This is a genomic window from Candidatus Nanosynbacter sp. HMT-352 (genome assembly GCF_022819385.1).
GTDB lineage: Bacteria > Patescibacteriota > Saccharimonadia > Saccharimonadales > Saccharimonadaceae > Nanosynbacter.
The window spans coordinates 180,937-203,089 of record NZ_CP089290.1; the positions used below are offsets into that span (position 1 = coordinate 180,937).

General features: G+C 43.7%; 23 protein-coding genes. 19 read left to right on the top strand and 4 right to left on the bottom strand.

From position 1 onward, the window contains the following. Positions 1 to 71 precede the first annotated feature (71 nt). Genes LRM44_RS00935 through LRM44_RS00945 form a run of 3 tightly spaced genes read left to right on the top strand, consistent with a single transcriptional unit; the run spans position 72 to position 2,004 of the window. Positions 72 to 1,121 (top strand): hypothetical protein, encoded by a 1,050-nt coding sequence (locus tag LRM44_RS00935; RefSeq protein WP_243804184.1) that lies wholly within the window; start codon positions 72 to 74, stop codon positions 1,119 to 1,121. Then, positions 1,118 to 1,669: an oligoribonuclease gene (gene orn / locus LRM44_RS00940; RefSeq protein ID WP_243804186.1), complete on the top strand. Its 552-nt coding sequence runs from the start codon at positions 1,118 to 1,120 to the stop codon at positions 1,667 to 1,669. The genes LRM44_RS00935 and orn overlap by 4 nt, the downstream gene beginning before the upstream one ends. Then, positions 1,666 to 2,004: an MmcQ/YjbR family DNA-binding protein gene (locus LRM44_RS00945; protein ID WP_243804188.1), complete on the top strand. Its 339-nt coding sequence runs from the start codon at positions 1,666 to 1,668 to the stop codon at positions 2,002 to 2,004. Before orn ends, LRM44_RS00945 begins: the two co-directional genes overlap by 4 nt. On the opposite strand, the gene LRM44_RS00950 is transcribed toward LRM44_RS00945, so the two are convergent. Continuing rightward, a complete protein-coding gene (locus LRM44_RS00950; protein ID WP_243804190.1) occupies positions 2,001 to 2,597 on the bottom strand; it encodes a hypothetical protein in 597 nt (198 codons plus the stop codon). The two genes, LRM44_RS00945 and LRM44_RS00950, sit on opposite strands and share 4 nt — an antisense overlap. A 68-nt stretch (positions 2,598 to 2,665) precedes the next feature. On the opposite strand from LRM44_RS00950, the gene dnaG reads away from it, so the two are divergent. Together dnaG and rpoD are read left to right on the top strand one after the other, a co-directional pair. Then, positions 2,666 to 4,399 carry a DNA primase gene (gene dnaG, locus LRM44_RS00955; protein ID WP_243804192.1) on the top strand — a complete coding sequence of 578 codons (1,734 nt, stop codon included), beginning with the start codon at positions 2,666 to 2,668 and terminating at the stop codon, positions 4,397 to 4,399. Further along, positions 4,396 to 5,358: an RNA polymerase sigma factor RpoD gene (rpoD, locus tag LRM44_RS00960; protein ID WP_129635320.1), complete on the top strand. Its 963-nt coding sequence runs from the start codon at positions 4,396 to 4,398 to the stop codon at positions 5,356 to 5,358. Before dnaG ends, rpoD begins: the two co-directional genes overlap by 4 nt. On the opposite strand, the gene LRM44_RS00965 is transcribed toward rpoD, so the two are convergent. Beyond that, positions 5,359 to 5,946: an AAA family ATPase gene (locus LRM44_RS00965; RefSeq protein ID WP_129744938.1), complete on the bottom strand. Its 588-nt coding sequence runs from the start codon at positions 5,944 to 5,946 to the stop codon at positions 5,359 to 5,361. A 62-nt stretch (positions 5,947 to 6,008) separates the two neighbouring features. On the opposite strand from LRM44_RS00965, the gene LRM44_RS00970 reads away from it, so the two are divergent. From LRM44_RS00970 to holA, 5 genes are read left to right on the top strand one after another with little or no spacing between them, the layout of a single operon-like run. Next, a complete protein-coding gene (locus LRM44_RS00970; protein WP_243804194.1) occupies positions 6,009 to 6,728 on the top strand; it encodes a hypothetical protein in 720 nt (239 codons plus the stop codon). 16 nt (positions 6,729 to 6,744) lie between these two features. Then, entirely contained in the window at positions 6,745 to 9,282 is a 2,538-nt protein-coding gene (polA, locus tag LRM44_RS00975; RefSeq protein WP_243804196.1) for a DNA polymerase I, read from the top strand. A 21-nt stretch (positions 9,283 to 9,303) separates the two neighbouring features. Then, positions 9,304 to 9,951 (top strand): hypothetical protein, encoded by a 648-nt coding sequence (locus tag LRM44_RS00980; protein ID WP_146423893.1) that lies wholly within the window; start codon positions 9,304 to 9,306, stop codon positions 9,949 to 9,951. Positions 9,952 to 9,961: 10 nt separating this feature from the next. After that, complete coding sequence (gene mutM, locus LRM44_RS00985; protein ID WP_129743855.1) at positions 9,962 to 10,840, top strand: bifunctional DNA-formamidopyrimidine glycosylase/DNA-(apurinic or apyrimidinic site) lyase; 879 nt, start codon at positions 9,962 to 9,964, stop codon at positions 10,838 to 10,840. Continuing rightward, entirely contained in the window at positions 10,837 to 11,739 is a 903-nt protein-coding gene (gene holA / locus LRM44_RS00990) for a DNA polymerase III subunit delta (RefSeq protein WP_243804198.1), read from the top strand. Before mutM ends, holA begins: the two co-directional genes overlap by 4 nt. Positions 11,740 to 11,785: 46 nt before the next feature. On the opposite strand, the gene rpsT is transcribed toward holA, so the two are convergent. Beyond that, positions 11,786 to 12,136: a 30S ribosomal protein S20 gene (gene rpsT, locus LRM44_RS00995; RefSeq protein ID WP_253073852.1), complete on the bottom strand. Its 351-nt coding sequence runs from the start codon at positions 12,134 to 12,136 to the stop codon at positions 11,786 to 11,788. 159 nt (positions 12,137 to 12,295) lie between these two features. On the opposite strand from rpsT, the gene LRM44_RS01000 reads away from it, so the two are divergent. From LRM44_RS01000 to rpsO, 3 genes are read left to right on the top strand one after another with little or no spacing between them, the layout of a single operon-like run. Further along, positions 12,296 to 13,990, top strand: a complete 1,695-nt coding sequence (locus LRM44_RS01000; RefSeq protein ID WP_243804200.1) for a hypothetical protein — start codon at positions 12,296 to 12,298, stop codon at positions 13,988 to 13,990. Between the two features lie 3 nt (positions 13,991 to 13,993). After that, positions 13,994 to 14,650, top strand: a complete 657-nt coding sequence (gene truB / locus LRM44_RS01005; RefSeq protein ID WP_243804203.1) for a tRNA pseudouridine(55) synthase TruB — start codon at positions 13,994 to 13,996, stop codon at positions 14,648 to 14,650. Positions 14,651 to 14,688: 38 nt separating this feature from the next. Then, a complete protein-coding gene (rpsO, locus tag LRM44_RS01010; RefSeq protein WP_129632131.1) occupies positions 14,689 to 14,955 on the top strand; it encodes a 30S ribosomal protein S15 in 267 nt (88 codons plus the stop codon). Between the two features lie 58 nt (positions 14,956 to 15,013). Here the strand turns inward: rpsO and LRM44_RS01015 are convergent, their stop codons facing one another. Continuing rightward, entirely contained in the window at positions 15,014 to 15,622 is a 609-nt protein-coding gene (locus tag LRM44_RS01015; protein ID WP_243804204.1) for a sortase, read from the bottom strand. Positions 15,623 to 15,803: 181 nt separating this feature from the next. Here LRM44_RS01015 and pnp point away from each other — a divergent pair, with 181 nt between their 5' ends. The 6 genes from pnp to LRM44_RS01045 all read left to right on the top strand — a co-directional run bounded on the left by pnp (position 15,804) and on the right by LRM44_RS01045 (position 22,145). Continuing rightward, positions 15,804 to 17,921 carry a polyribonucleotide nucleotidyltransferase gene (gene pnp, locus LRM44_RS01020; protein ID WP_243804206.1) on the top strand — a complete coding sequence of 706 codons (2,118 nt, stop codon included), beginning with the start codon at positions 15,804 to 15,806 and terminating at the stop codon, positions 17,919 to 17,921. Between the two features lie 39 nt (positions 17,922 to 17,960). Beyond that, positions 17,961 to 18,839, top strand: a complete 879-nt coding sequence (locus tag LRM44_RS01025; protein ID WP_243804208.1) for a hypothetical protein — start codon at positions 17,961 to 17,963, stop codon at positions 18,837 to 18,839. 110 nt (positions 18,840 to 18,949) lie between these two features. After that, complete coding sequence (locus LRM44_RS01030) at positions 18,950 to 19,885, top strand: hypothetical protein (protein WP_243804211.1); 936 nt, start codon at positions 18,950 to 18,952, stop codon at positions 19,883 to 19,885. A gap of 60 nt (positions 19,886 to 19,945) precedes the next feature. Beyond that, on the top strand, positions 19,946 to 20,527 hold the full coding sequence (locus LRM44_RS01035; RefSeq protein ID WP_243804213.1) for a uracil-DNA glycosylase: 582 nt from the start codon (positions 19,946 to 19,948) through the stop codon (positions 20,525 to 20,527). A gap of 84 nt (positions 20,528 to 20,611) precedes the next feature. Beyond that, entirely contained in the window at positions 20,612 to 21,046 is a 435-nt protein-coding gene (locus LRM44_RS01040) for an RrF2 family transcriptional regulator (protein ID WP_146423662.1), read from the top strand. Next, entirely contained in the window at positions 21,039 to 22,145 is a 1,107-nt protein-coding gene (locus tag LRM44_RS01045; RefSeq protein ID WP_243804216.1) for a YhgE/Pip domain-containing protein, read from the top strand. Before LRM44_RS01040 ends, LRM44_RS01045 begins: the two co-directional genes overlap by 8 nt. The last annotated feature ends 8 nt before the right edge of the window (positions 22,146 to 22,153 follow it).

A 22,153-nucleotide genomic window follows, 5' to 3' on the forward strand; every position in this document is an offset into this window, starting at 1 on the left:
TTTAAATTGTTTATGCTATAATATTAATTACGGAAAAATTAAGCCCGACTCCGAGTGGTATAGAGGCGAAGATGCATCAACCTTGCGCCTTGCAAGTGCTTGATAGCGGCGAGCGCCGCGTAGAATTTGGAGGAATTAGCTGCCAGCTGAAATATTATGATTGCGAGCAGCCTGGCAACCCGGAAGCTCGCTGCAATGAAATATATGAATATGAATTACCTGCCGATGCTATTGAGCGGGCTAATTTGGGTTTTGATCTAGACGAACTACCGTCATTTATTGGTGTAAAGGGTGGGGCGGCTCGTCAGGTTTTGGAGTCTCTAGTTCATAGCGACCGTCAGTTACCGCCTCCTCGCGATGTCGATTTGGTAATTTTAGAAGAAGTTATTGCTGGTGGCGATTATGATCCAGATGAGATTCGGGCGGTAGCGAGCGATCTTTCAATGCGTTTTTCGCCACGTGATGCAATGAATGGCTATGGCGCGGAGTCTGTACAATCTACTGCCGAGTTTATGAGGCGGCATGATTTTACAATCAATCAAGTGCTCATACACAAGAACAACGGTGCTTGGAGGCTATTGGCTAGCACTCAAGCAGTGTTGGATACTGCTGAGCATATTATTAGACCGACAGTTTTTGAACACGACATTGATTATGGCTATCGAATTGGCAATAAATTAGCCCTCAAGGCAGTGAGGCTTCTGTCTGATATGCAAGTTCAGGGGATTGACTATGCAACCATCAAGAGTGTTCAATTGCCAGATGATATTTATGGTGATCCAAGGGGTGATTATTTCATGCAAGCGCTACAGCTAGATAAGGCGTTAGAAGTCAGCGACGAATTGGCCGAACGCTATGTGGAAAATCTAAAGTTTTATGGAATGATACCATATGGTTGTGAAGATATGAGTGCTATTGAGATGTATTATTATCTAGTGAATGAGACGGATTTTGTCCCGTCTGATGGCGTGCTTGAATCCCTTCGGACTGAAAGAGAAAATCGCCTGAAGCTTGGTGGTGCGGCAAAGTTTGATGACGTTGTTGAAAGGCTATTAAGACAGGTGCCAGAGCGGTTTCTCGAGATTACTACGATGTCAAAAAGTAGTATAATAAAGATATGAAAGCAAGTTTTAAGCCGAAAAAGATTTTGTGGGTGGATTTGGAGATGACTGGACTAGATCCAGTGCGTGATGAGATTTTGGAAGTAGCGGCAATTGTTACGGATTGGAATTTTAAGGAAATTGCGACGTATGAAGGAATTGTGCTCCACGATTCGGAAAAGCTGGCTAAGTTGTTGGACCGAAATGCTGGTTTTTGGAATGAGCATCCGGAAGCGCGACGCGGGCTAGAGGAGCAGAATGAATCGGGAAAACCTTTGGCGGAAATAGAACGCGAATTGTTGGCGTTTTGTGATGAGTATTTTGCGGGTGAAACGAAGATTTTGTTAGCAGGCAATTCAATTCACCAAGATCGTCGATTCATTGACCAATGGTGGTCAACGTTGTCAAAAAGACTACATTATCGAGTGTTGGATGTGAGCGCGTGGAAGGTGGTGTTTGAGGGTAAATACGGTAAGAAATTTGCCAAGCCAGAAGATCATCGAGCGCTGGAAGATATCCGCGGCAGTATTATGGAACTTGAATATTATTTGAAAAAGGTGAAAGTATGACGCATAAACAATTTGAAGAATTTATTTTAAGTTTGCCGGGCGTATGGCTGGATTATCCGTTTGGTGAGGATATTGCGGTGTATAAATTTGGTCGAGATAATGATGGCACAGGGAAAATGGTGGCGTTGGTGGCGGAAGGTTTAAAACCTCTCAGAGTAAGCCTAAAATGCGATCCGTTGTTGGCGCAGAATTTACGAGAAAAGTACGAAACTGTTTTGCCAGGTTATCACTTGAATAAGAAGCATTGGAATACAATTATTTGTTCAGGTCAATTGACTGACGAAGAGGTCTTTGATTTGGCGAGGTTGAGCTATCGATTAGTCTCGGAAGCTTAATCTGCTTTAATGATTTGATTGATTTGCTTCTGGATATTCTCTAAATCGTCAGCAGTTTTTACTAGCCATTCGCGCATCTTTTTTGACTTGGTAGATTTGTATACCTTTTTCATCATGTTGATTGTATCTGTTATTTGCACATTCATCTCGTGGGCATAGGTAATATCCAATTGCGTGTTCAGAAGAGCTTCGTCCAATTTTTTCTCTAATTTTTCTGACGGATCTAGAGCGAGGATGTCCTTTTGCTTTTCCTTATAATTGATGCCGGTTGCTTGAAGCGCTTCGCCCATTGAGGCGTCTGCGGTGGTCAGTACTGCAACCAGAGAACTGTTGGTGGTTTGCAAGCTGGTTGAGCGGAATTTATTATTGTATTTTTTGGAAATAGTGAGTAGCTTATTAACGCGCGCTGCAACTTGTGACGGGTTGGCGTTTGGCATGGAATCTTGTGAAAAAACAAATATCGCAATCAGGGTTATCAAGCCGATAAAGCTCAAGATAGCGATGATGATTTTGGTTTTTTTATCAAAACCTTCCGCTGGCGGAGGTGTGGCAATTTGATTCAGATAATCGATACCTTGAGGTTGGTTATTCAAATTGTCAGGATACATATTTCTATTTAACCACAAACAATAACAGAGGTAAAGAGTGATATAATAAAAATATGAATGATGCCAAAGAAGAAGTGCGGGCGCGACTAAACATCGAGGATGTGATTGGTGAGTATGTTCAGTTGAAGCGAGCAGGGCGCAATTTGAAGGGTTTAAGTCCGTTTACTGATGAGCGAACCCCAAGCTTTATGGTTAGTCCAGAAAAGCAGATTTGGCACGATTTTTCTTCTGGAAAAGGCGGCGATATTTTTACGTTTGTGATGATGGTGGAAGGAATGGATTTTCGTCAATCGCTGGAACATTTGGCTCGGAAGGCAGGCGTTGATCTGACTTTGTTTTCTAATGGCGACGGACGAACAGCCAAGCGTCGCGCCAGGGCTAGGGAGGCGCTGAAGCTGGCTGCTAATTTCTATCAGCAGAATTTGGTAAAAAATTCATTAGCTCTGGATTATGTGGTTAAAAAACGGCGATTAAATCGTCAAACAATTGGTGATTTTTTGATTGGCTATGCGCCAGAGAATGGCGACACATTGACGAAAGCGTTGGAAAAAAGAGGATTTTCTAAGCAGGAATTGGCGGACGCTGGCTTGTCGAATCGGTTTGGTGGCGATTTGTTTCGCGGGCGAATGATGGTGGCATTGAGTGATGGCAATGGCGAAGTTGTGGGATTTACGGGCAGAATTATTCGTGACGATCCGCGCGCGCCAAAATATTTGAACACGCCGCAAACGCTGTTATTTGATAAATCGCGACATATTTTTGGTTTGCATCAAGCCAAGGAAGCGATTCGAAAAAGCGATGTGGCGGTGATTGTTGAGGGCAATTTGGATGTGATTAGTAGTCATCAAGCGGGCATCAAAAACGTGGTTGCGACCTCTGGAACGGCGATGACGACGCAACATTTGAAGTCGCTTAGTCGATTGGCGGGGCGGATTCGCTTGGCGTTTGATGGCGATCGAGCGGGAGTTAACGCAACGGAGCGCGCTATCAATTTGGCGCAGGAAGTCGGCGTGGAATTGGAAGTGGTGAGCTTACCTGATGGCGTCAAAGATCCAGACGAATTGGTCCAAAAAGATTCAGCGCTTTGGCAAGCGGCGATTGACCAATCTCAGCCAGCGGTGGATTGGGTGATTGCTAGATACGCGGAAATGGAGAATTTGAAGTCGGCGGAAGGCAAGCGAAGATTTTCGACCATTGCGCTGAGAATTGTCCGAGGCTTGAAAGATCCAGTGGAACAAGAGCATTATTTGTTGGTGATTTCTGAAAAAACTGGCGCGTCAATCACCGCACTGAAGGCGAAATTGTCGAATGAAAAAGTCGCTGAACATCAATTGAAAAAGGCTAAAATTGAAAAAGAAAAACCGACTCCGGTTCAGGATGAAACTGAAGATATGCTGGCGGGGTTGGCGGCGAGTGAAAAATCTGTGCGGCGCTGGTTGGCGGCGGTTTCTGGCGAAATGTTGGATGATGACAACGCGCGGCAGTTAATTGGCTATTTGCGGAATAATCCAGACGCGGATTTGGGTGAAGTTCCCCTGGACTTGCAAAAAATTGAACAGTATGTGAAAATAGTACAGTTGAAAAGTGAAAGTCGTTACGCCAATTGGGAGCAAAAAAGCTTGGACGAAGAGATGGCTCGGCTAGTCAGACAGATAACAATCAAACATCGCGAAAACAAAAAGAATCAATTATTAACGCAGCTTAGGGAGGCCGAGGCGTCGGGTGATGAGGTTTTGTCTCAGAATTTGCGCCAGAGCTTAAATAATCTGATTAAGGAGAAAAAGTGAGCGACGATATCACGACGAAGCCAGTAAACTTAAACGAAGATGATGATTTTGATCCAACGCTTATAGACGAAGAAGAATCGGAAGATTTGGATTCGTTGACAACTGGGCAATATTTGGACGACGTGTCGGATGACTCGGTCAGGCTGTATCTGCGGGAAATTGGTAAAATCCCACTACTTAGCGCTGAAGAGGAAATGGACTTGGCGCGCCGAATTGTCGAGGGTGATAAAAAGGCTAAGGATAAGATGGCTGAGGCGAATATGCGTTTGGTGGTGTCAATTGCTAAGCGTTATTCTGGTCGTGGTTTGGACTTTTTGGATTTGATTCAAGAAGGAAATACTGGACTTTTACGTGCGGTTGAGAAGTTTGATCCGGATAAGGGGTTTAAGTTTTCGACTTATGCGACTTGGTGGATTCGTCAGGCAATTACGCGTGCGATTGCTGATCAGGCGCGAACGATTCGTATTCCAGTTCACATGGTGGAAACGATCAATAAATTGCTGCGTACTCAGCGACGAATGACACAGGAATTGAACCGTGAGCCAACAATTGAAGAATTGTCTAAAGAGCTGGATATGGAACCAGAGAAAATTGAATATGTCATTAAGATCAAGCAAGACATTTCTTCTTTGGATGCTGGCGTTGGGCGTGATGGTGAAGATGACGACTCAGTTTTGCAAGATTTTATCGTTGACGAAGATACGGTTTCGCCAGAAGATTCCGCTTCAAATCAATTGTTAAAAGAGCAAGTTCAGGAAATTCTATCAAGTTTGAGTGATCGCGAGCAGAAAATTGTTCGAATGCGTTTTGGTTTGGATAATGGAAAAAACCACACTTTGGAAGAAGTTGGTCAGGAATTTGCAGTTACGCGTGAGCGAATCCGCCAGATTGAAGCTAAGGCACTAGCAAAACTTCGTAAGCACAAAGATGCGAAAAAACTTTACGAATATCTGGACTAATTAACACTGTTCGGGCGATTTACAAAAATGGGCGTCGTGAGTTGCGGCGTCTATTTTTTGGTGTAATTGCTCGAGGCTGCCGTCGTTAATGATGAAATAATCAGCAATAGCAATTGGTCCACCTTTTTCCAAATTCTCGATTTCTGACCAGTCGCGCTGATCAACTTCGTGCGGTTGCATTGGGCGCTCTATGCGCTTAGCCATTCGTTGATAACGGAGGTATTTCGGTGTAACAATAGCAATAACGACAACTTGTCCAGGAAATTCGTGCTTAAGGAATTTATATTCACTCCAAGTGTATAATCCGTCCAAAACGATTTTATTTTGCCCAGCGTTTATTAAATCGTGGATATTTTTTATGACGCGTTTGATTACGAAATCTTTGCCTTCGCGGCGACGAATCTCTTCGCGAAATTGCTGTTGATTGTCCCAAGTTTTTTCAATTCCAGCTTCGTCCATGGCTTTATAAATAACGCCACCGAAGTAAATTTTTGGAAATCCTTTTTCTGTCAAATATTCGACAGCCGAACTTTTGCCGCTGCCCGCCAATCCAACCAGGGCGATAATTTTTGCGTATGGTTGTGTCATGTACTAATTTTAACAATTTGTTGACATTCTTCCAAATAGAGAGTATCTTTAAGCTACACACTATGGAAACACTTCATGGACATACTGGAGAGTTACCTCAGGATCCACTTTCTGATTTTAGTATCTGGGGTCGTTTAATAGAATATCGTAAAAAAGTTCAATGGGATAATATATTAGAGCAAGTTAAGGAACTGGAATCGAAATTTGATCGTAGTAAGACATGGGAAAAATTTGTTAACAAACCGGTTATTGATCAGTATGGTCAGGTATGGATGATTTGGAAGAATCCTGACACTTCGTCACCTAATCCGAAAGATCGATATCAGATATATAAGATGCCATACGATAAAGATGAGTTTGATTATGTTTTTATAGATGATCTTTCTATAGTTGATTTTGTGCCTACTTCTATTTCTATATTACGGGGATCGATTTATAAATTTTCTGTCGGATTTGATAATTTTGGTGATGTAGAAATCTTGCATATACTAACGAGCGATAAGACAGATATAAATAAGACAAGTGAATACTGTCACCTCTACAGTTACGAAAGGGAAAAGTGGGAGTCTCATAGGCGTTGGATGAAATACGATGATGGCTTCTACAATTCTATGGAAGAACTTAGAGAAATCTATGAGAGATACGGCAAATGGCAGAAAAAACAGGGTAATAATTCTTTCAATGCTAAAAAAATATTTGGGGAGATTTATGATAATTATGGGAGAATACAACAAAAACTTGCCGAAGCGTCAATAATCAACTCTCTAACGACAGTCGCTTAAATGCTACAATAGAACTATGAAGCGTCTAGTAGTTATTGATGGAAAGTCGGTGTTTTACCGAGGTTATTATGCTATGCCGGGATTGTCGATGGCTGACGGAACTCCGACTGGTGGTGTGTATGGATTTGTAAGTTTGGCAATTGAGCTAATTAAGAAATTAGAGCCGGATTATGTGGCGGTAGCTTGGGATAAGCGAGGCACGAATATCCGCAAGCGGCGGGAATTATATCCAGAATATAAAGCTGGTCGCAAGCCAGCACCCGATGACTTTTATCAGCAAATTCCGATTTTACACGAACTGCTCGATGCGTTTGGCTGGCCGCTTTATGAAATTGATGATTACGAGGCGGACGATATTATGGGCGCGTTTGCCAGACAAGCGGAATCTCGCGGAATTGAAACATGCTTGATAACGTCTGATTTGGACGCATTGCAATTGATATCACCAATGACCAAGGTTTACGCTATGAAAAATGGTTTAAGGAATATCGAGGAGTTCACGGCGGAATATTTTGAAGAAAAATACGGAATTCGGACGGAACAATTCTTAGATTTGAAGGCACTGAAGGGCGATTCAAGTGATAATTTGCCGGGAGTGCCGGGAATTGGCGAGAAAACAGCGGTGAAATTATTGCAAGAATATGAAACTCTGGACGGAGTTTATGAGCATTTGGACGAGCAAAAAGGCGCTTTGCGAACGAAGTTGGAAAATGGTCGCGAGTCGGCATATTTGACCAAGCAAGTGGCGGAAATTTGGACGGACGCGCCGATTGAGCTGGACTGGGATGTGGCGGATGTTAATGATTGCGATTTTGCGCGAGTAACGGAAATTCTGCAGAAGTTGGAGTTTAATTCGCTGATTGGACGATTACCGCGAACGATGCAAGCGGCGGAAAATGAGAAAAAAGAAGAACCGAAGTTGGATATTCCACGAATTGAAAAATTGCCCGATACGCCGATGTTTGAGGCGGAAAATATAATATATATCGATTCGTCGGAGCCTGACGTAATTTACATAAGCTCGAATCCTGAGTCGGCATGGACGGCGAAAATTAGCGAAATTAGCCAGTCTATGTGGCAATTATTGGCGCAGGGAATTGTGATCGCGGCGGATGTCAAGCAGTTGTATCACGAGCTGGATAATCATGGCGTGGCGGTGCGTTTTCACGAAGTTTGGGACGTTGAGCAGGCGGCGTTTTTGATTGACCCGCTGAAGCGTGATCGTAGTTTGAGTGCGCTGTCTGGCTATTTTTCTGACGACAATTCCTCGCCTTATCAATTGGCTCGCTTACACAAAATTTATCGTGAACAAAAAGTTTACATGTCGAACAATTCGCAAATTGCACGTGTGGCTTACGAGTTTGATTTTCCAGTAATTTGGGCGCTATTCCAGATGGAAAAACGCGGGATGAAGTTGGACGATACACTATTAAAACAGATGGGCGATGAGCTGGCGGCGGAAGTCAGCGGGCTTGAACAACAAATGTATTCCATGGCTGGATATGAGTTTAACGCGTCTAGTCCAGCGCAACTTTCTGAGGTTTTATTTACCAAATTACAATTACCAACTGCGGGCATAAAAAAGGGGAAAACTGGATATTCAACAGGTCAAAAAGAGTTGGACAAATTACGCGGACAACATCCGATTATTGAGTTGATTGAGCGATATCGAGAATTGACCAAATTGATCAGCACATACATTGAGGCGTTACCAAAATTGATGGCGACTGATGGGCGAATTCACACTACATTCAATCAGGACGTAACCAGCACGGGGCGGCTGAGTAGTACAAATCCGAATTTACAGAATATTCCGGTGCGGACTGAACTGGGCAGGAAAATTCGCCAGGCGTTTGTTCCGAGTGATGGCAAAGTTTTTGTCGGCGCGGATTATTCGCAATTTGAGCTGAGGCTGGCTGCCGTGTTGGCTGGCGACGAGAAGTTGATCGAAGACTTTAATAGCGATGTTGATATTCACGCAAAAACGGCGGCGGAAACATACGGAATATCGATTGATGAAGTAAGCAAATCTCAGCGCCGAGCGGCGAAAGTGATCAATTTTGGTGTACTTTACGGAATGAGCCCGCACGGTTTGGCGGCGGCTACGGGAATGTCATTTACAGAGGCGAAAAAGTTTATTGATCATTATTTTGAGGTGCGAAAACCGATTCGTCAGTACTTGGATAAAATTCTAACTCAAGCGCGAGAACAGGGATTTGTTGAAACGTATTTTGGCAGGCGACGACCAACGCCTGATGTAAAATCGAGCAATTTTATGGTGCGATCTTCGGCGGAAAGGGCTGCGATGAATATGCCAATTCAAGGTACGGAAGCGGATTTGATGAAATTGGCAATGATTCGGTTGGAGGATAAATTGTCGGGCTTGGCTGACGCAATTCTACAAGTTCATGATTCGATTTTGGTGGAATGCAAACCTGAAGACATCCAGAAAGTCAGCGAGATTATGAAAGCCGAAATGGAGGGCGTTTGTCCGGAATTACCGATTAAATTGAAAGTAGATATCGGTACGGGCGTAAATTGGGGTGAAGTGTAGAAAATATGGTATAATTACGCCATGAAATACACTCAACGACGAAATTCATTTTCTCGATTTGTACCAATTTTGCTGGTTATTGTTATCACGGTTGTGGCGGTAGCAGCGGTTATTGCGATTGGTCGAGCATTATTTGGCAAAAACGATTCAGGTCAAACAACGGATCAGAATGTTAACGTAGGGCAAGTTGCTTTGTTGTCGACGGACGTGGGAAGCGCGGTTCGATTGACAGTGCGCGGACCGATTGTAGCGAATGAGAATTTCCGCTCATACAGCATCACTATTTCGCCAGAATCTCGCGAAATGACAACGTACGAGGGTTATTTGGATAAGCCGATTGCAGAGAAAAAATTGGACAATAACAGCAGGGCTTATACGGAGCTGGTTTATGCGCTCGATAAGCGAAAAATGATGGAAGGCACGCCGCTAACTGAGCAGCAAAACGATTTGCGGGGGATTTGTGCTAGCGGTAAAATTTACAAATTCGAAACTTTGAAGGACAATTCCGTTGTGAAGAGCTTGTGGACGTCGGATTGTAGCGGCTCTAAAGGCTCGGCACAAGCTAACGTGAACGAGATTTTGGATATGTTTTTGAAACAAATTCCTGACGGCAAAAAAATGGCGGCTGGAATTGGCCTAAGTCAAGAAGAAGCTTTATTTAAGCTGTAGGACTTGCCGAATGCCAGAACTACCCGAAGTTGAGACAGTTCGTCGCGGTTTGGCGGATTTGCTGCCAGGTCAGGCTGTTGTGCGAGCGACGGTATTTGATTCACCAAAGAGTTTTCCGAATTCACCCACAGACGTTCAGCAATTTTTATACGGTGCGCATGTAACGGCGGTGCGACGTCGTGCAAAAGTGCTGATGATTGATCTTGATACGCGTTATTCGCTGGTGATACATCTTAAGATGACTGGGCAATTGATTTTTCGTGGGGCTAATAGTTTTGCTGGTGGTCATCCGAATGATAGTTTGATTGGTGAATTACCAGATAAGTCGACACGAGTGCAAATTGACTTTACAGATGGTTCGCACCTGTTTTTTAATGATCAGCGTAAGTTTGGCTGGATGAAATTGATGCCGACTGATGAGATAGAAAATTTGCCATTTATGCAGAAAGTTGGTCCGGAACCGCTCGATAAAAAAACTGAGGCGGGTGACTTTATTAAGCGAATTCGCCGTCGGCAAAATTCGATGATAAAGCCAGCGTTTCTTGATCAGTCGGTGATTGCTGGGGTTGGCAATATTTATGCCGATGAAGCTCTGTGGGCTGCGAAAATTCACCCTCAGACGCGCGTTAGGAATGTTAGCGATGACCAATTGGAAGATTTGTTTAATGAACTGCGCCAGATTTTGCAATTGAGTATTGATCAGGGTGGCTCGACGGATAAAAATTATGTTGACGCTGAAGGCAGAAAAGGGAATTATCTGTCGTTTGCGCACGTATTTCGTCGGGAAGGTCAGCCGTGCCATCGGCATCCTGATCAAGAGATTGTAAAGATGAAGGTTTCTGGACGCGGTACGCATATTTGTCCAGTTTGCCAAGTGGAGGCGAAGTGATTTACCTTTTTTACGGCGAAAACGAATTCGAGAAACGGCGAGCAATTGCTAAGCTGATTGGCGATGAAAAAGTGGCGCGATATGATGGCGAAGATTTGACGCTGGCTGGCATGCAGGAAATAGCAATTGGGCAGACACTGTTTATGAACTCGTCGGTGTATTTGATTTCAAAACTAGGCGAAAATTCTGAGATTTGGTCGCAACTTCCAGATATGAAGTTTGATGATGACAGGACAATTATTTTGGTGGAAGATAAAATTGATAAGCGAACGAAAACGTATAAGTGGCTACAGAAAAATGCCAAAGTTCAGGAATTTTCACCGCTTAGTGATCGTCAAAAACCGCAACTTTTAAAATGGTGCGTGGCGGAAGCAAAGGCTCGTGGGTGTGAATTAACGAATCGTCAAGCAGAGATAATTGTCGATCGTTTGGGATTTGATCAGTTGCGACTGAGTAACTTTTTGGATCAATTAGCGCTGGCGGAAAAAGTGACGGATGATTTAATTGACAACTTTATACCTTTGGCGAGGCCGGAAAATGTGTTTGATTTGTTTATTTCGGCGCTGGCGGGTGATTATGATAAGGTCCACGACATAATTAGTTATTTGGAGTCGGAAAGTGGCGTTGATGGCGCCTATCAGACAATGGGATTACTTGCCTCGCAGGCAACTAACTTGACGGCGTTGGTTTTGGCTGGCGGCGACAGTAAGTTGGTGGCTTCGGATTTTTCAGCTAGTCCGTATGTTTTACGAAAATTGGCGTCTTCAGCAAAAGGTGTCGATAAGGAAAAACTGAAGAGGATAAATGACGCGCTGCTTCGGGCGGACTTACAAATGAAAACAACCTCTGTAAATCCGTGGCTGATTGTGGAGGCGGCGCTGGTTGGAATTGGAAAATAAAAATACCCCAGTTAATTCCGGGGTATTTTCTAGTAATCTTTACAGATTATTTTTCAGATTTCTTAGCAGCTGGCTTCTTTGCTGGAGCTTTTTTAGCAGCAGTTTTCTTAGCTGTTGCTGGCTTTGCGGCTGGTTTTTTAGCGGCTTCTAATGTAACACCTGCTTTTTTAGCAATTTTGCTTAATGCGCTCTTTCGGCGAGCAGCGGTATTTTTCTTAATCAAGCCTTTTTTAACAGCGGTGTCGATTTCGCTTTGTGCTGCAGCAAGAGTTTTTGTGCTTGGTTCTGCAGAGAAAGCTTTAACAGCAGTCTTAATGTCTTTTTTAATGCTGATGTTTCGCTCGCGGCGCTTTAGAGTTTGTTTAGCACGCTTGATGGCGGATTTGATGATTGGCATGTTTCTCCTTTACCTCTATAGATTTGTATCGCTAATCAGGAAGAATTATACAGAAAATAGCATAAATTGTAAAGAGGCGGCTTAGATATTGACTTTATGGTACTGCTTATGGTATAGTGATGCCAAGCGTAATTACAAAAAACAAACATAGGAAAAATCATGTCAAACGGATCAGCAAAGCAAAAAGTAATCCAGAGCATCAAGGATGTAACTAATATTTTAGTGACGGTGAGTTCTAGCCCATCAGTCGACGAATTGTCGGCAGCGTTAGGATTGACGATTTTCCTCAATAAACTAGGGAAGCACGCTACGGCTGTGTTTAGCGGCGACATTCCGCCAGCAATTACGTTCTTGAATCCTGATAAGACGTTTGAGCAGACTGCAGATTCTTTACGTGATTTTATTATTGCCTTGGATAAAGAAAAGGCTGACCATTTGCGCTATAAAGTTGTTGATGACGCGGTGAAGATTTTTATTACGCCATATCGTACGACAATTACCGATAAAGACTTGGAATTTTCACAGGGTGATTATAACGTTGAGCTAGTTCTGGCGCTAAATGTTGAAAATAGTGAAAGTATTGATACGGCTTTGACTGCGCACGGTAAGATTTTGCACGATGCTACGGTTGCGGCTATAACAGCGGGCGATGTAAAGAGTGGTCTGGGTTCTGTTGATTGGCACGAATCTAATGCTAGTGGCGTGAGTGAAATGGTTGTTGAGCTTCTTGATGATCTGAAAACGCCGAAGGTAACTCTGGACGAGCAGATGGCGACGGCTTTGCTTACGGGAATTGTTGCAGTGACTGACCGATTTAGTAATAGCAATACGTCATCAAAGGTTATGACTACAGCCGCAGAACTTATGGCGGCGGGCGCAAATCAGCAATTGGTGGTTTCAAAGATCGCAGAGAGCGAAGTAGAGGACGAGCCGCAGAAGATTGAAAAGATCGAAGAAAAATCTCCAGAAAAAGAGGAAGCCTCAGAGGATAAAACTGAAGAAGCGGAGAAAGATGAGGAAACTGTACACGCGGACGGAACTTTGTCGATTAGCCACGAAAAGAAGGGCGATGTTGATGAGGTAGCCGAACAAACGGCGAAGGAAAAGCAAGAAGAGTCTGCTAGGATTGCCGAAGAGAAATTGGCTAAAATTGAGCCAATAAAGGAGGAGCCACAAGTCGAGGAAGAAAAGCCGAGTGAAAAAATAGTTTCAAAGGGCGAGCTTTCTTTTGAGGAAACTCCGCTGATGGGTGGCACTCTGAACGCAACGACTACACAGGCTGCCGAGGATAAGATTAGGGAATTGGCTAGCGATCAAAATAAAACCATCTTAACGCACGGTAAATACGTGGGCGATAACACGCCGTCGTTTGGCGATACTCCGTTAAATGCGGCTATGGGTGCGTCTGATGAACCACCGAAGATTGACCCGTTCGCGACAACTAACGCCGCTGAGCAAAAATTGTCGACAATACCTGTTGCGCCGCAATCTGAAGAGTCGATTATTTCGGCAATTACTAACGACACAAATCAATTGAATAATCCAGTAGCGCCAGCTCCGAGCCAGCCGATTGCGCCAATTGAGCCAGCAATAACAAATCCTGAAAATAGCATTCCAGGTTTCGATTTGCCAATGCCACCAGCAATGCCAGATTTCGGCGCTTTGCCACCAATGCCGCCAGCACCTACAGGTGTTGATGTAAATGGATTGCCACAGATTGCACCGTTGGGGGTGGCTCCTGAGCCAGTAGCCGCTCCGCAAGCTCCAGCACCTGCGCCGATCACCGCGATGCCAACTCAGCCAGCTCAAAATGCAGACTTCAATCCAGCGCAATTCCACATTCCAGGACAATAGTTGATGGACGAAGTGATTCTCATAGACAAACCTCAGGGAATGACTAGCTTTGGGGTGGTAGCGCGCTTGCGGCGAGTTTTATCTAATCAGGCGGGAAAGAAGGTAAAGGTTGGCCACACGGGTACGCTTGATCCGTTTGCTACTGGGCTAATGATTATTATGACTGGAAAGAAATGCCGCGAAGCTGAAACTTTCACTAAGCTGGATAAGTGGTACGAGGCAGAAATTATTCTGGGCAAGAATAGTTCGACGGGTGATCCAGAAGGCGAAATTACTGATGTGTCTGATTATGAGCCGAGTTTGGAAGAAGTTCAGCAGGTGGTTAGCCAATTTGTGGGAAAAATTGAGCAGACGCCGCCGATTTTTAGCGCAATAAAAATTAACGGTGAAAGAGCGTATAAATTGGCGCGCGAAGGTAAACAAGTTGAGATTCCTAAGCGTGTGATAGAAATTTACTCATTGGAGTTATTGGCATACGAATACCCTAAATTAAAGATCAGAACTCACGTTTCAAGCGGAACTTATATTCGGACGCTGGCGGTGGACATTGGCGAGAAACTAGGGACGGGTGCGTATTGCGAGAATTTGCGTCGAACAAAAATAGCCGACTATTCTATTGATCAGGCAAAGACTCTGGCGGATTTTGGAATTACTAGTTAATTGCAAAAAACAGAGAAGCTTGGTATAATTACAGAGCTATGATTAGCAAAGAAAATAAAGCGAAAGCAATTGCTTTGACTCAGGTCAATAAAAACGACGTTGGTAGCCCACAGGCTCAGGTGTCGGTTTTGACGGCTCGTATCAAAGAAGTCACGGAGCATTTGAAGGCGAATAAGCACGACTTCATGGCTCGTCGCGGCTTGATCCAAATGGTTGGTAAGCGCAAGCGTTTGCTGAAATATTTGGAGCGAACTGATTTTGAGTCTTACAAAGCAGTTGTTGCCAAATTAGGTTTGCGTAAATAGTTTACGTTAAAAACTGCTTAAATCCCCTTTGACGAAAAGGGGATTTTTGTTGTTCTGGCTATTTTTTCAATTTGGCGATAATCACATCTCGTCCATCGTTTGCGCCGCCCAAAGTGCAGGAATAAAGAGTTAATTGCGGCTGATCTGTAAGTTGTTCGATTTCCACGGCATCTGGCTTAACGCTTTGTTTTTCACTGATGACGTAATTGTAACGCACGCCGTTATAGTCAATGATAATTTCATCGCCGACAGTCAATTTATCAATATTATAAAAAGGCGATTTTCTGAGCGTCTGCTGAGGAGTTAGGCCCATAATAAAACGGTGTGCAGATAAGACAAAATTGCCACCATCTTTTGGATTGCCGTTTTCTGGTTTACGCCACCACGCACCATGTTCCATTGTCTCGGCGCCGCCAGTACTATAAGGCAAATTTATGTCGATTTTCGGTATATAAAGTCGATTTTCGGTAATTTTATTCTCAGTTTTAGTGATGAGCTGAGTGGTCTGGTTGTCTTTTGGATCGATGTTTTGCGACAAAATAAGGGGCGTGCTGATGAGAGCAAGCAAATAAACTCCGCCAAGAATCATTAAGATTGCGATTATAGTTAAGATATAGCTTTTCCAGCTTTTCTGGCGATTTTTTACTGAATCTAGCTGAAGTGACATGAATAAATTATAGCATATTCATCTGTTAATAAGGTTATGTTAAGTGCGCTTGCGGCTGGCGTTTGGGTTGAGGTTTTAGTATAATATAAGGAGCAATTTGTAACGCGGAAGTGATAGAGATGAGACGACTAAATTGCCAAGTAATTTCATCCCTGTTACTACCGCAAGAAAGGAGCTCTTTATGAGTATTATCAATCCAAGCGGCAAGGAGATTTTTAGTGTTACCACTGATTTTTGTGGTCGGCCACTGACGCTAGAGGTGAATCGCGTCGGTTTTAGGACGACTGGTAGTGTTTTGGTGCGTTACGGCGATACTGTAGTTTTGGGCAGCGCTCAGGTTAGTCCGCGTCCAGTGCAATTGGATTATTTTCCATTGTCGATTGATTATGAAGAAAAATTTTATGCAGCGGGTAAGATTTCTGGCAGTCGATTTATCAAGCGCGAAGGTCGCCCGAGCGATGAAGCTGTGTTGATTGGTCGATTAATTGATCGTCCGATTCGTCCGCTTTTCCCGAAAGGTTATCGACAGGAAATTCAAGTCGTCGCGACTGTTTTGAGTATGGATCCGAGTTTCCGTCCAGATGTGATTGCGATGATCGCTGCGTCTAGCGCGTTGATGTTAACTGGTACACCGTTTGACGGTCCAGTGGCTGGTTTGCGCGCGGGTCGAGTGAACGGTGAATTTAAGGCGTTTTTGACTCCAGAAGAGCGCGAAAAGTCAGATCTTGATTTGGTTGTGGCTGGTATTGAAAGCGGTATAACAATGGTAGAGGCTGGCGCCAAAGAAGTTTCGGAGGACGTTATCGTTGATGCTATGGCGTGGGCTCACCAGATGATGCAGCCAGCAATTGCCTTGCAGCGCGAATTGGCAGAAAAAGTTGCGCCAACGCAGCAGGAATACGATTTAATTTTGCCAGACGAATCAATTCAGCAAACGGTTAACGCGTGGGCTGATGGAAAATTTGGTGAGAAAATTCGTCGCCCATATCCAGAGCGTAATGAAATGATTAGCGAAATTCGTGCTGAGTTCCATGAAGCGATGGCGGAAAAATTGGGACTGGACGAGGAAGAATATAGCGAAGTTCGTGGCGATTACGACGAAGCGTTTACTTTGGCTTTACATAAAGATGTTCGTCGGGGAATTGTCTCTGAACGAGTTCGTCCTGACGGTCGACAATTAACTGAGATTCGTCCGCTCAGCTCGGAAGTCGGATTCTTGCCGCGCGCTCACGGTTCCAGCTTGTTTACGCGTGGCGTGACTCAGGGAATGAATATTGTGACTTTGGCGCCGCTTAGTTATTCGCAATTGATTGACACTATGGAAATTACCGACGGTGAGCGACGTTATATGCATCATTACAATGCGCCGGGCTATACGGTTGGCGAGGTCAAGCGAATGGGTAGTCCAGGTCGACGTGAAATTGGTCACGGATACTTGGCGGAACGCGCTTTGCTCCCAGTTTTGCCAACTGAAGAAGATTTTCCATACGCTATTCGCTCAGTTACTGAGATTATGAGCCAGAACGGTTCGACTTCGATGGCGGCGACTTGTTCTAGCTGCTTGGCGTTGATGGATGCTGGTGTGCCAATTTCGGCTCCAGTGAGTGGAATTGCTATGGGCTTAATGATGGACGGCGATACTCCGTATGTATTGAGTGATATCGCTGATGCTGAGGACTTTGCTGGTGATATGGACTTTAAGGTGACCGGGACCTCAAAGGGCATTACGGCTCTTCAAATGGACATGAAGGTTCATGGTTTGCCAGTGGCGATTTTACGTCAGGCAATTGAGCAGAGCAAAGCTGGCCGAGCGCACATTTTGGAGCATATGCTCAGCGTTCTTCCAGAACCTCGTAAGTCGCTCAGTCCGTATGCGCCACGAATTGAGAAGATTAAGATTGATCCGGATAAGATTGGCGTGATTATTGGTAAGGGTGGTGAGACGATCAATAAGATTACCTCGGAAACTGGCGCTGAGATCGATATTAAAGAAGATGGTTTGATTACTGTGGCTAGCCCAGACGGCACGTCGATTGAAAAGGCTATGAACTGGATTAAGAGTCTGATCGAGGAGCCGGAAGTCGGCAAGATTTACGAAGGCAAAGTTGTCGGTATTAAAGATTTTGGCGCGTTTGTGAATATACTTCCTGGTGTTGACGGAATGGTTCATATTTCGAAATTGGCGGAACGTCGAGTTGAAAAAGTGACTGATGTCGTGAAAGAAGGTCAAACTGTTCGCGTGAAAATCACTGGAATTGACGAGCGCGGTAAGATTAATTTGACGATGATTGGTTTGTAAATATATAATAGCGAAAGCGTAATTTTAGGAGGAAATTTTATGGACAATAGTAACAACAACAAACCCCAAACACCGCCTCAGCCACAATTCCAGCAGGCTCCACAGCAGCCTCAGGTTCAGCAGCCTCAACCACAACAACAATTCCCACAACAACCAGTCATGGGAACTCCATACCAAATGCCACCAAAAAAGAAAATGAGTAAAGGTGCCAAGTGGGGAATCATCGGCGGAATAATTGGACTAGTCGTAATTATCGTTGGCGTAGTCCTAGCCGTCTTGCTACTAAGTGGTCCAAGCAAGGCGGATTATAAAGACCTGCTTTCACAGTTTACCGGTCTTGATGTAGGAGATGCTTTTATAAGCGAGAATGGTGCTGGTACTAAAAACACAAAAGATAAAATATATAAAGCCATCGAGAGAATTAACGATCTTAATAAGAAAATGAGTTCTCATAGAGCACTTCGCGATAAGGATGTGAAGGCGGCGTATGATAAGTATGTGGATAGTTGGAATAATGGCGCGCGAGAGTATCTAGATTTTTTGGTTATTCTTACAGAAGACAAGACTTATGAAAAGTGTAAATCTCCTGATGTAAGTAAATACCTCCGAGAATCTAAAGAAAATTTCGAGAAGCGTCTGGATTCCGAGACAAAAGACTGTATAGATTATTTGGATAAGATGTCAAAATCTGAAAATAAGCTAGCCTCCAAATATGGTAAGGACTGGAAGAATTATTACACAGAAATGAAGCAGTATTATGTGGCAATTGTAGAATATGCTAAAAATACAAAATCAAGATCATCGCTACCAAAAGCACCAAAGACTCCAAAGACAGATTTCAATACTGACGCTGTAGAAAAATGGAAAAAGTCTATTGATGATTTTGAGAAAGTTTTGGAAGAAAAAGCTAATAAATAGTCTGTAATTAAAAACAAAGCACCCTGAGAAATCGGGGTGTTTTTATTTGACTATAATTAAGCTATAGCGATATAATGACAAAAAGTATAAAAGTCAGGAGACTACTATTTATGGATGACAACAATAATAAATCACAATCCCAAACACCGCCTCAGCCACAATTCCAGCAGGCTACACAACAGCCGCAATTCCAGCAGGTTCAGCAACCTCAGCCACAACAACAATTCCCACAACAACCAACCATGGGAACTCCATACCAAATGCCACCAAAAAAGAAAATGAGCAAAGGTGCCATGTGGGGAATCATCGGCGGAATAATTGGACTAGTCGTAATTATCATCGGTGTAGTCCTAGCTGTCTTGTTGCTAGGCGGTCCAAGCAAGGCAGATTATAAAGCTGCTGTAGACAAAGTGAACGATACAATCGAGATATACAATAAGGCAGCCTCGTCGCTTTCGTACATCTCCACTTCAGAAACTGAGACTTCATTGAAATCCAATCGTGATAAGCTCACTAAAACAAAGAGCGAAATTAATGACAGATTGACAGAGATAGGTAAGATGAAGGCCGTCACTGGTGACAAAGAGGTTCGCGAAAAGTATGAGGCTCTAAAGAGCAAACTAGAAAAGTTCAATACAGCCGTAGATGCTTTTGGAGAAGTATACGAGAAGATTATGCCGGTGATAATTGAATTTTCTGACGGCAGAAATAGCTCTAACTTTTCTAGCGTAGAAAGCACAATTAGGAAGGCTCGACAGAATCTTAAGAATGTTGACGCTAAGAACGAAACTAATAAAAAGTTTATTAGAGATTTCACTACCAAGCTAGAAAAAGTCGAAGAGATGCTACCGAAGGTTGTAGAAATGAAGAGTGATTATAAAAAGTATGACTCCAATTACATGAGTGAATTTTATGACAGTCTTACTGCGATTCAGAAGCCTATTAATGAATGGACATCAGGAATACAGAAGCTGGCAGAAGAGGGTGAAATTCGCGATGAATTAAATAACCTAGGAACTATACTGGTAAACAAGGTAAATAAATAGTTTTACTAAATATCAGAAGCGCCTCGTTTCTTGCGGGGCGTTTTTTGATAGAATAAATATATGGACAAGCAGGCTAAATTGGATGCGTTGGCGGAAGAAATTGTAAAAGAGAAGGTTTGCTCGGATCTGGCGGATCAGGCGACGCAATTAGTTATGGGCGATGGAAATCCTGATGCTGATATCGTTTTTATTGGCGAGGCGCCAGGGAAGAATGAAGATTTGCAGGGCAAGCCGTTTGTTGGTGCTGCGGGAAAATTCCTTGATGAAATGCTAAAGTCTGCCAATTTACAGCGGTCAGATGTATATATTACCAATATTGTTAAGTATCGGCCGCCGAATAATCGTGACCCGTTACCAGAGGAAAAGCGTCAATTTTGGCCATATTTACTCAGGCAACTAGAAATCATCCAGCCAAAGGCTATTCTGACCTTAGGGAGGCACAGTGGCGGCGGATTTATTCCGGGATTGCAGATCAGTAAAGAACACGGTCGCCCACGTAAAGTGCGTCTACATGATCTAGAATTCGTAGTGATTCCGTTATATCATCCAGCCGCTGCGCTTTATAACGGCGGTATGCGTCAGACTTTAATTGACGATTTTATTCAGGCTGTGGAATTTGTGAAGAATAATAGCGGCGCTTAATTAGGCGATTGTTTGCAAAAGTTTCCCAGACGTAGTATAGTGGATAATCGATATCTATTATATCTAAGTCGAGAAAGGATTTGTATGAGATTATCGGGAGCTGTTGAGCAGGCGTGCTGCATTATGGCAATTCTGGCGGATCCGAAAAGGACGACGCCGGTAACTAATGATGCGCTGGCGGAAAAGATGCTGGTTTCGCCGACGTACTTGAAGAAAATTAGTCGGAAATTGGTAATAGCAAAGCTAATCACTTCAACTCAGGGAACTGGCGGCGGATTTATTTTAGCGAGAAAAATGAACGAAGTTACGCTGCATGATGTTGTCCTTGCAATTGAAGGAGAATCGCCATTTTTCCAACCTCAGGGAATTATTGAGAGAGTTTTTCAATCGCGTCCTCGTCAGGTGGAAATTGGCATGAATATGATAGAAAAGGTTTTTTCTGAAGCGCAGGAAAAGTGGAGTGAATATTTGAAAACTGTGACGCTGGAAGATGTAGCAAAGGAGGTTACACATGATTAAAAATAAGATGTTACGAGCCGAGTGGAAACATTTGTTTAGTAATAAAATATTGCTGATATCCATGGCTGTGATTTCGTTTATCCCAATTTTATATAGTGGATTTTTCTTAGGTTCAATTTGGGATCCGTACGGACAAACAAAAAACTTGCCGGTGGCGTTTGTGAATGAAGATAAGGGCGCCAGCTTAAATGGCAAATCGCTGAATGTAGGCGAATCTGTCGAGAAAAAACTGAAAGATAATCACGATTTGGGTTGGGAGTTTGTCAGTAAGCAACAAGCAGACGAAGGCGTGAATAGTGGTCATTTTTATGCAGTGGTAACTATTCCATCCGACTTTTCGCAGAAAGCGGCGTCAATTACCGAATCTGAACCTCAGCAAGCGGTTATTAATTTTACGACCACGCCAGCGAAAAACTATATCGGTTCGCTAGTCAGTAATCAAGCTGCCGCCAAGGTTAAATCTTCGGTGTCTGAACAAATCACCCAGGCGTACGCTAAGGGAATTTTGGAGAATTTGGACAAGCTTGGAGTAGGGCTGGACACGGCAGCTAACGGCGCGTCAACTTTGCACGATGGATTAGGGCGATTGCAATCTGGCACACAAACATACGTTGGCGGCGTTAAGCAATTAGCGGTAAATCAGCAATCCTTGACTGACGGATTAGCGCAACTCAGCGACGGTTCTCGTAAATTGCAGGCGGGATTGGGGCAATTGTCGAACAATTTGCCGACCGAATCTCAATTGTCACAATTATCTGACGGTATGAAACAATTGCAATCGGGCATAAATCAATTAAACGCCAGCGTTAGTAATCCATCGCCAGCGCTCGTGGCTCAGCAAAACAAGGTAAAAACGGAAGCGCAAACTTTGGCGCAAACAATGCGAGCTTCGGAGTCCGACTTGTCGGCGGCGGGCGATACTTTGCGGATTTTGGGCGCGCAAGCAGCCGCTCCTGGTGGCAATTCTACGACGACGATAAGTTTGTCGCAAATCAGCAATATTTCTCAAGCATTCACGAAAATTCAGACAATTAGCGCGCAGACGACGACGCTACGTGACGATCTTCAAGCGCTAAAACAGCAACTATCAGCGCAATAAACGCAGCT